We start from the raw sequence: 7,616 nt of genomic DNA on the forward strand, positions 1-7,616 counted from the left end.
GTCATTCCAGCTCCACCCAGCGCTGCTGCTGCGCGATGGCGAGGAAGGCGAGCACGTCCTCGCGCAGGCCGGTGGCGTGGAAGGCCTCTTCGAGCTGCGCCACGATCGCATCCACGTCGCTCGCGCCGTCGCAGCGGCGCAGGATCTCGCCCGCGCTCTGGTTCAGCTTGACCATGCCTTCCGGGTAGAGCAGCACGTGGCACTGCTGCGCCGGCTCCCATTGCAGGCGGAAGCCGGGGGCCACGCGCGGGCGGCTCGCCACCGTCGGCGCCGTCATGCGCGCACCCCGTAGTGCTGCGCCAGCGCGTCGTTCATCGCCCAGAGGATGTCGAGCTTGAACTGCAGGATGTCGAGCGCGCGCTCCTGCTGGGCGCGGGTGGTGAAGTGCGAAAGCGTGAGTGCCAGGGCCTGCTCGACGTCGCGCCGCGCCTGGCTCACGCGGTTGCGGAAGTACTGCAGGCCGTCGCTCTCGATCCAGGGGTAGTACTCGGGCCAGCCGGCCAGGCGCTGCTTGTGGATCTCGGGCGCGAACAGTTCGGTGAGCGAGGAACACACCGCTTCCTGCCACGGCGCGCGGCGGGCGAAGTTGACGTAGGCGTCCACCGCGAAACGGATCGCCGGCAGCACGTGCCGCAGGTCGGTGATCTCCTCGCGCCCGAGCCCCGCCGCCATGCCCAGGCGGATCCAGGCCTCGATGCCGCCGGGGTCGTCGCCGCTGCCGTCGTGGTCGAGGATGCGCTGTACCCAGGCCCGCCGCACTTCGCGGTCCGGGCAGTTGGAGAGCACTGCCGCGTCCTTCACCGGGATGGCGATCTGGTAGTAGAAGCGGTTGGCCACCCAGCCCCGCACCTGCTCCTTCGAGGCCTTGCCCGTGTTGAGCATGACGTTGAAGGGATGGTGGATGTGGTAGGCCGCGCCCTTGTCGCGCAGGCGGGCCTCGAAATCCTCGCGGCTCCACGCGGGCCGCGTCTCGGGTGCGCGCGGCGGGGCCAGTGCGGGGTCGATGGGGGTGCCCATGGAGGTCCTTCCTTGCTGCTTCAGAGTTCGATCTCCATCCCGTCCCAGGCGACTTCGACGCCGCGCCGATCGAGTTCGGCGCGCTCGCGCGACTCCTCGTCGAGGATGGGATTGCTGTTGTTCACGTGGATCAGCACCTTGCGCGTGGCGCGCGGCAACTCGTCCAGCCACTCCAGCATCCCGCCGCGGCCGGATTGCGGCAGGTGGCCGATGCTGCGGCCGGTCTTGCGGCCCAGGCCCTGCGCGATCATCTCGTCGTCGGTCCAGAAGGTGCCGTCCACCAGCACGCAATCGGCGCTGCGCATCGCCGCATCGACGGCCTCGCTGCGTTCGCCGAGGCCGGGCGCGTAGAACACGCTGCGGCCGCTGGCCGTGTCGGTGAAGGTCAGGCCGATGTTGTCGCCCGGCACCGGATGCTCGCGGTGCGGCGAATAGGGCGCGGCCTTGCTCGCGAGCGGCAGCGCCGCCATCCGCAGCCCCGGCACGCCCTCGACCGCGAAGGCGCTGCCGTCGAGCGGCACGGCGTGGCGCTCGACACCGCAGAAGTGGCCCAGCACGCCGAGGATCGGGTTGCCGCGGGTGAGGTCTTCGTGGACCGGGTCGGTACACCACAGCGGCAGCGGCCGGGTGCTCTCGCGCAGCATCAGCAGGCCGGTGGAGTGGTCGACCTGGCCGTCGCTCAGGACGACCGCGGCGATGCCGCTGTCGCGCAGCGCCCGGTTCGGCTGCAGGGCGGGGGTGGCCTTGATCTGCGCCAGGATGTCCGGCGAGGCATTGACCAGGACCCAGTCGGGCCCGGGCAGCCCCTGCACGCAGATCGACGACTGCGTGCGCGGCCGGCCCTTCAGGCGGCCGGCACGCATGCGCGCGCAGTTGCCGCAGTTGCAATTCCATTGCGGGAAGCCGCCGCCGGCCGCCGCGCCCAGGACATGCACGCGCATGGTGATCCTTCCGCGGCACCGCACCTTGTGGGCGCAATGCCGCTGGGGGCCGCCTCAGCGGGCGGCCACGTACATCGTGATTTCGAAGCCGAAGCGCAGGTCCACCGCTTGGGGTGTGGTCCAGGTCATGGCGTTTCTCCTCGCAAGTACACCGGGGAAAGGATTCGCCGCCCCCGGCAAAGCGGCGCAAGCAAGCTTAGGGGCGTGCGCCGGCGGGCGTCCAGAGCCGCAGCCTTAGGCAGCCCTCCAGATTTTCATGAATCTGCGGGACCGCTCCCGATTGCCAAGGCCCGCGCTTTGAGGCCGAATGCCGGAGCGAGGACCGCAACCGATGAGCCTTCGACTGCGCATCAACCTGATCGTGGCAGGCATCGTGACGGTGCTGGTGGCAGCCATGATCGCCCTCCAGCTCGACAACCTGCGCAACGCCGTGCGCGAGGAGATCGCCGCGACGCACCGCGTGAGCACGCAGCTGCTGGCGCGCGTGGCGCTCGTCTACGCGCAGTCGGGGCCGCACGCGCTGGTGCGCTTCCTCGACCGGCTGGGGCGGGTGCGGGCCAACGAGATCACGGTGACCGACGCCGGGGGCACGGTGCTCTACCGCTCGCCGCCTTCCACGTACAAGATGGGCCGCGAGGCGCCGCGGTGGTTCGCCGCGCTCGTGTTGCCGCCGCCTTCGCGCCAGGTGATCCAGTTCGGGTGGGGCCGCATGACGATCGAGGCCGAGCCCTCGCGCGCCGTGCTGGACGGCTGGGACGAGGTCGTGACACTGGCGGCCATCGGCGCCGCCGGCCTGCTGGTCATCAACCTCCTCGTTTTCTGGGCCATGGGCCGCGCGTTGCGGCCGCTGTCGCAGATCGTCTCGGCGCTGGATCGCCTCAAGGCCGGCGACTTCAGCGTGACGCTGCCGGCGCTGCCGGGGCGCGAGGCCGGGGCGCTGGCCGCCGCCTTCAACCGCATGGCGGCCGTGCTGCAGGAAAACCTGGCCAACCGGCAGCGCGCCTTCGAGGCCGAGCGCCGGCTGTCCGCCTCGCGCGAGCTGGCCGGCCTGATCGAGACCCACATCGAATCGGAGCGGCGCGAGATCGCCCGCGCGCTGCACGACGAGCTGGGGCAGTCGGTGACGGCGATCCGCAGCCTGGCGCTGTCGGTGGCGCGGCGCTGCGGCGAGGCCGACCGCGAATCGGCGCAGGCGGCCGGCGTGATCGCCGAGGAGGCCGGGCGGCTCTACGAGGCGATGCACAGCATGATCCCGCGGCTGGCGCCGATGGAGCTGGAGACGCTGGGCCTGGCCGGGGCGATCGCAGGCCTGGTGGAGCGCGCGCGCGCCGCGCATCCCGGCGTGAGCATCGAGCAGGACCTGCGCGAACTGCCGCCCGAGCTGCCCGCGGCCGCCACCTTGGCGGCCTATCGCATCGTGCAGGAGGGCCTGACGAACGCGCTGCAGCATTCGGCGGCGCGCCGCGTGCGCGTGCTGGTGGCGCGCGAGGACGAGGCACTGGTCGTCCGGGTGCTCGACGACGGCGTCGGCCCGCCCGCGGACTGGAGCCGGCCCGGCCACTTCGGCCTGCGCTGGCTGGGCGACCGCGCCGACGCGCTGGGCGGCGAGCTGGGCCTGGCGCGCCGCGCCGAAGGCGGCACCGAGCTGCGCGCGCGGCTGCCGCTCGCGCCCGTGGCCGCGGCCGCGGAGGCCGCCGCATGATCCGCGTGCTGCTGGTGGACGACCACGCCGTGGTGCGCATGGGATTCCGCATGCTGCTCGCCACGGCGCAGATGGAGGTCGTGGGCGAGGCCGAGAGCGGCGAGCAGGCCTGCCGCGACTATCCGCGGCTGCGGCCCGACGTGGTGGTGATGGACATCTCCATGCCGGGCATGGGCGGGCTGGAGGCCGTGCGCCGTCTGCTGGCGCACAGCCCGCAGGCGCGGGTGCTGGCGCTCTCGGCCCACGACGCGACGCCGTACGCGCAGCGTGCGCTCGCCGGTGGCGCGCTGGGCTATCTTTCCAAGCGCAGCGCACCGGATGCGCTGATCGAGGCCGTGCGCACGGTGGCCCGCGGCGAGCGCTACATCGATGCCGGGATCGCGCAGCGCATCGCGCTGGCGCAGGTGGAAGGCGAGACCAATCCCTCCGACGTGCTCACCGAGCGCGAGTTCGCCGTCTTCATCCAGCTGGCCCAGGGCTGCACCGTGCCGCAGATCGCGGAGCAACTGAAGCTCGCGAGCAGCACGGTGGGCACGCACCTGTACAACATCAAGCAGAAGCTGCGGGTGGCGAACCAGGCGGAGCTGACGCTGATCGGGCTGCGGTGGGGGTTGATCCAGCCTTGAGGGATCGCTGGGCTTCGGCGGACCGAGGCGGTCGCCTCGATCGCTCAGCTCCAGCCTACGGGGCGGCGGCGCCGGGAAATTCAGGTGGAAAAAAGGAAGCGGACGGCGCCCCCCGGCAGCCGTCCGCTCCACTCTCAACGACGTTGCTTTATCTCACTGGCTGCCGAAGCTGCCCAGGCCGGTGCGGAAGGTGGGGATGCCCACCGAAGGCGCGTACTCCACGCCGTCCCACGTCGGCATCGGGTTGGGCATCACCTGGAACTGGCCCGGGTGCTCCACGTCCCAGCGCAGCAGCATCGCGTTGTCCTCGTGCTGGGTGTTGTGGCAGTGCTCCACGTAAGTGCCGGCGAACTCGCGGAAGCACAGGGCCACGGTGAGGGAGCCGCCGCTCTCGGGGTCGCCGCCCACGCGGTACACGTCCTTGCGAGACCACTTCTCCCACTCCGGCGGCGGGTTGCCGTTGCGGTCCAGGATGATGCCTTCCTCGAAGTGGATGTGCACCGGGTGGCTCCAGCCGCCGCCGGAGGTGATCCTCCACACTTCCGTCGTGCCATCCACCGTCGGTGCGCCGGCGTCCGTGGGGCCGCTGGCCAGTTGCGGCGCGGCGCTGATGCGGCGCGGGTCGGCCCAGTAGGAGTCGCCGCCGTCGGTCTTGATGGTCCACGGATCGAGGTCCGTGCCGCTCGAGCGGCCGAAGTCGAAGGTGCGGTAGCGGGCGCTGCGCAGCGCGGCCATCTGCGCCGCGTTGTTGCGATCCAGCCAGAGCGGGATCATCTTCATGCCCGCGGCCTTGCCGGGCTTGGCGGGTTCGTACAGGGCCGGGTTCATGCTCTGGTCGACGCCGCTGTACGGCTGCACCACCAGTTGCATGAACTTGCCGACGGCGGGGTCACCCTTGTCCCAGCTGGTCTTGTTCGGATCCAGGATGGGCTTGTACTTCTCCGACAGGATGTCGGCCAGCGCCACCTTGTACTTCGCCTTGATGCCCGTGTCGTGGTGCATCGTGTTGACGAAGTACATCTTGGTGCCGGTCTTGTACTTGGAGAAGTCGACGATGATGTCGTAGCGCTCGGCGATCGCCTGCGTCGGCAGCCAGCCCTTGTGCTCGTTGGCGTTGCCGTTGCCATCCAGGTCCAGCGTGCCGTCGAAGGGCACCGCGTGCTCCAGGATGTTCCCGTCGTTGGCGACCATGTGGAAGGGCACGCGGCTGTACGTCACGCCGGAGCCGGCCGGGCCCTTCAGTTCGCCGGAGTTGCCCGGCACTTCCGCCACGATGGCGATCGAGAGGTAGCGCGAGACCGAGCCGTTGAGGATGCGGAAGCGGTACTTGCGCGCCCGCACGTCCAGCACCGGCTTGTACTGCCAGTTCGTCAGCAGCTGGTCGCCGATGAAGCCGTCGGTGTTGAACGGGTTGAACCACAGCTGGCCGGTCTGGTCCCAGGCCTTGTCGCCGATCACCAGGTTGACGTCGTAGTCGCGGTTGCCCCAGGGCATGGCGGTGCCGGAGGGCATGCGCAGGTTGACGCCGTCGTTGATGGCCTCGTTGCCGCGGTCCAGGCCGGAGTAGTAGTTCATCATCACGGCGTTGCCCTTGTAGACGTTCTGCGCCGTGAAATCGAGCATATGGTCGTGGAACCAGTGCGTCGACATCGTCTCGCGCCAGTCGCCGCGGATGTTGATCTTGCCGTTCTGGCAGGTCTTCATGCCGGGGCTGGCGTCGTTCACCCACAGCGTCTCGCCGGGAGCGCACGGGAACGAGGCCCGCGCGTCGGACGCGGTGGTGTTGATGGAGTCGTAGCCGGCGAGCTGCAGGGGCCAGCGGTAGTCGTAGAACTGGCCGGGGAAGAAGAAGGCGTTGGCGAAGCCGTCGCTTTCGGCCGGCGAGTGGCCGTTGTGCTCGTGCGTCGTGATCGTGTGCAGACCGAAGCCCATGTTGGCCTGGGGATCGATCGGCAGCGCGTTGTAGTGGCGCATCAGCATCGGCTGGCCGTAGCGGGCCATCAGCAGCTTGGGCGGCAGGGTGCCGTCGAAGGTCCAGATCGACTTGTGGTCCTGCACCGGCATGTTCGGGTGGAACTTGATCGCGATGCCCCTGGTCGTGCCGTTGAACGCCGGGTTGCTGTTGTCGGCCGTGTTGTAGTACAGGCCGCCGGGCCCGAACTCGCCCACCGCGTAGTTGTGCAGCTGCTTGTTGTCACGCAGGCCGCCATTGACCCGCGCACCCGCCTGCACGGTCTTGAAGAAGGACTGCGGGTAGAACTCGTTCCAGCGCTGGTGCGCCCAGCCTTCTCCCGGCGGACGGCCTTCCGCCGGCGGGTTGGTCAGGAAGCGGCCGAGGAAGAACTCGATGTCCGGCTTCCAGGGGTTCTGCAGCGAAGTGTTGGACTCGCGGGTGGGGAAGGGGGAGATGCCGGCCTGCTTCAGGAAGATGTCCAGGTCCGCGGCGGCAGGGCCGCTGCGCGCGACTTCGGCTTCCTGCTCCGGCGCGGGGCCCGAGGCCGGGCGCGGGAAGGGCAGGGTGCCGGCTTGCACGTTCGGGTCCAGCTTCTCGGGACCGAACTCCTCGAACATCAGCAGCTTCTGCGTGAACGGCTGGGCACCGAACAGCGGGCTGGGCAGGCCGTTGGTGGGGTAGTTGAACGGATAGAGGTCGTCGCGCTGGATCACGTTCTCGATGTTGACGATCCGCTTGTTCTCCATCACCTCGCCATTGGGCAGCTCCATGCTGCCTTCGTTGGCCGGCGTCGCCTGCAGCAGGTCCTGCAGCGCCTGGGTGGGATTGGCGGGCTGGTCCGTGTAGTGGGACGGGTCGGTGGCGGGCGGCGGGCCGGTGACGTCGAGGGCCGCCTGCGCCGACAGCGTGGTCGACGCGAGGGCGGCGATGGCGACCGCGGTGAGGACGAACTTGTTGAGCGGCTGCACGCCTGGGGTGGGGGCGGTGTTCTGCTTCATGAGTGCTCCGTGTGGGGTGGGGTTGCGTTGGGGACGCTATCTATCCTGCGAAAGCACTAATGCAGCGGTCGTGCCAATCCTGACCACTACCTGAACACGAAGGTTTCACTACCGAAAAGCGGGGGCCGGCGACATTTCAGTGTGAAACAGGATGGATCATGGGGTATTTTCACCCCCGGAAACGGGGGGTTTTTCCCCACGAGAAAACCATGCAAGCGGGCCCGGCGCAAAGCGCGGCATTGCATGGAAATGCATGGTTCTTAAGTCGAAGTGGAAGCGCCGAGGGCCGCGCATGGCGGCGGGGGCTTTGGGAAGGTCATGGGCGCCGTTCGGAGGGCGCGTGGGAAGTGTAGGCAGGCCGGCCGTGCCGGGCCGATG

General features: G+C 69.5%; 7 protein-coding genes. 2 read left to right on the plus strand and 5 right to left on the minus strand.

Annotation, left to right across the window (positions count from 1 at the left end; genetic code table 11):
* Position 1: 1 nt before the first annotated feature.
* From pqqD to pqqA, 4 genes are read right to left on the minus strand one after another with little or no spacing between them, the layout of a single operon-like run.
* Complete coding sequence (gene pqqD, locus VFM98_RS01015) at positions 2-277, minus strand: pyrroloquinoline quinone biosynthesis peptide chaperone PqqD (RefSeq protein ID WP_325108022.1); 276 nt, start codon at positions 275-277, stop codon at positions 2-4.
* Positions 274-1,017 carry a pyrroloquinoline-quinone synthase PqqC gene (gene pqqC / locus VFM98_RS01020; protein ID WP_325108023.1) on the minus strand — a complete coding sequence of 248 codons (744 nt, stop codon included), beginning with the start codon at positions 1,015-1,017 and terminating at the stop codon, positions 274-276. Before pqqC ends, pqqD begins: the two co-directional genes overlap by 4 nt.
* A gap of 20 nt (positions 1,018-1,037) precedes the next feature.
* Positions 1,038-1,958: a pyrroloquinoline quinone biosynthesis protein PqqB gene (gene pqqB, locus VFM98_RS01025; RefSeq protein ID WP_325108024.1), complete on the minus strand. Its 921-nt coding sequence runs from the start codon at positions 1,956-1,958 to the stop codon at positions 1,038-1,040.
* A 54-nt stretch (positions 1,959-2,012) separates the two neighbouring features.
* Positions 2,013-2,087 carry a pyrroloquinoline quinone precursor peptide PqqA gene (gene pqqA, locus VFM98_RS26155; RefSeq protein WP_414708962.1) on the minus strand — a complete coding sequence of 25 codons (75 nt, stop codon included), beginning with the start codon at positions 2,085-2,087 and terminating at the stop codon, positions 2,013-2,015.
* Between the two features lie 202 nt (positions 2,088-2,289).
* Between pqqA and VFM98_RS01030 the strand changes: the two genes are divergently transcribed.
* Both VFM98_RS01030 and VFM98_RS01035 read left to right on the plus strand, forming a co-directional pair.
* A complete protein-coding gene (locus VFM98_RS01030; RefSeq protein WP_325108025.1) occupies positions 2,290-3,660 on the plus strand; it encodes a HAMP domain-containing protein in 1,371 nt (456 codons plus the stop codon).
* Complete coding sequence (locus VFM98_RS01035; RefSeq protein WP_325108026.1) at positions 3,657-4,286, plus strand: response regulator transcription factor; 630 nt, start codon at positions 3,657-3,659, stop codon at positions 4,284-4,286. The genes VFM98_RS01030 and VFM98_RS01035 overlap by 4 nt, the downstream gene beginning before the upstream one ends.
* A 153-nt stretch (positions 4,287-4,439) precedes the next feature.
* Here VFM98_RS01035 and VFM98_RS01040 read toward each other — a convergent pair whose 3' ends face one another.
* Positions 4,440-7,238 carry a multicopper oxidase domain-containing protein gene (locus VFM98_RS01040; RefSeq protein ID WP_325108027.1) on the minus strand — a complete coding sequence of 933 codons (2,799 nt, stop codon included), beginning with the start codon at positions 7,236-7,238 and terminating at the stop codon, positions 4,440-4,442.
* Between the last annotated feature and the right edge of the window lie 378 nt (positions 7,239-7,616).

Source organism: Ramlibacter sp., from assembly GCF_035706265.1.
In the GTDB taxonomy this organism is placed as follows: Bacteria; Pseudomonadota; Gammaproteobacteria; order Burkholderiales; family Burkholderiaceae_C; genus Ramlibacter.

Excerpts from the sequence above, each read along its gene's own strand:
- pqqC (WP_325108023.1), bottom strand. The coding sequence starts at position 1,017 with ATGGGCACCCCCATCGACCCCGCACTGGCCCCGCCGCGCGCACCCGAG.
- VFM98_RS01040 (WP_325108027.1), bottom strand. The coding sequence starts at position 7,238 with ATGAAGCAGAACACCGCCCCCACCCCAGGCGTGCAGCCGCTCAACAAG.
- pqqD (WP_325108022.1), bottom strand. The coding sequence starts at position 277 with ATGACGGCGCCGACGGTGGCGAGCCGCCCGCGCGTGGCCCCCGGCTTC.
- VFM98_RS01030 (WP_325108025.1), top strand. The coding sequence starts at position 2,290 with ATGAGCCTTCGACTGCGCATCAACCTGATCGTGGCAGGCATCGTGACG.
- VFM98_RS01035 (WP_325108026.1), top strand. The coding sequence starts at position 3,657 with ATGATCCGCGTGCTGCTGGTGGACGACCACGCCGTGGTGCGCATGGGA.
- pqqB (WP_325108024.1), bottom strand. The coding sequence starts at position 1,958 with ATGCGCGTGCATGTCCTGGGCGCGGCGGCCGGCGGCGGCTTCCCGCAA.